The organism is Micromonospora sp. NBS 11-29 (assembly GCF_002140155.1).
GTDB lineage: Bacteria > Actinomycetota > Actinomycetes > Mycobacteriales > Micromonosporaceae > Micromonospora.
Genome location: NZ_NAPR01000001.1, coordinates 15,001 through 15,311 on the forward strand (window position 1 = coordinate 15,001; position 311 = coordinate 15,311).

Here is a 311-nt window from a genome sequence, read left to right on the forward strand (position 1 = left end):
CGGTCTGGTGGGTCGGTGTGTGGCGTTCGATGAGCGGTTGGTCCAGTGTCAGCGGGCGTTCGCGCCGTATCTGGATGTGGACCTCGTGTCGGTGTTGACCGGCGACGACGACGCCTGGTTGGACCGGGTGGAGATTTTGCAGCCGGTGTTGTTCGCGGTGGGGGTGTCCCTGGCGGAGGTGTGGCGGGCCGCGGGTGTGAGGCCGGGTGTGGTGATCGGGCATTCGCAGGGTGAGATGGCCGCCGCGTGTGTGGCCGGGGTGCTGTCCCTGGACGACGCGGCGAAGGCGGTGATCCTGCGGGCCCGCTCGT

Annotated in this window: 1 protein-coding gene; it reads left to right on the forward strand. The window is 69.1% G+C overall.

All coding sequences use genetic code 11. The features are described from left to right. Positions 1 to 76: 76 nt before the first annotated feature. Positions 77 to 311 (forward strand): acyltransferase domain-containing protein (locus B1205_RS30465; protein WP_254909587.1); only part of this gene is annotated, 235 nt, incomplete at its 3' end.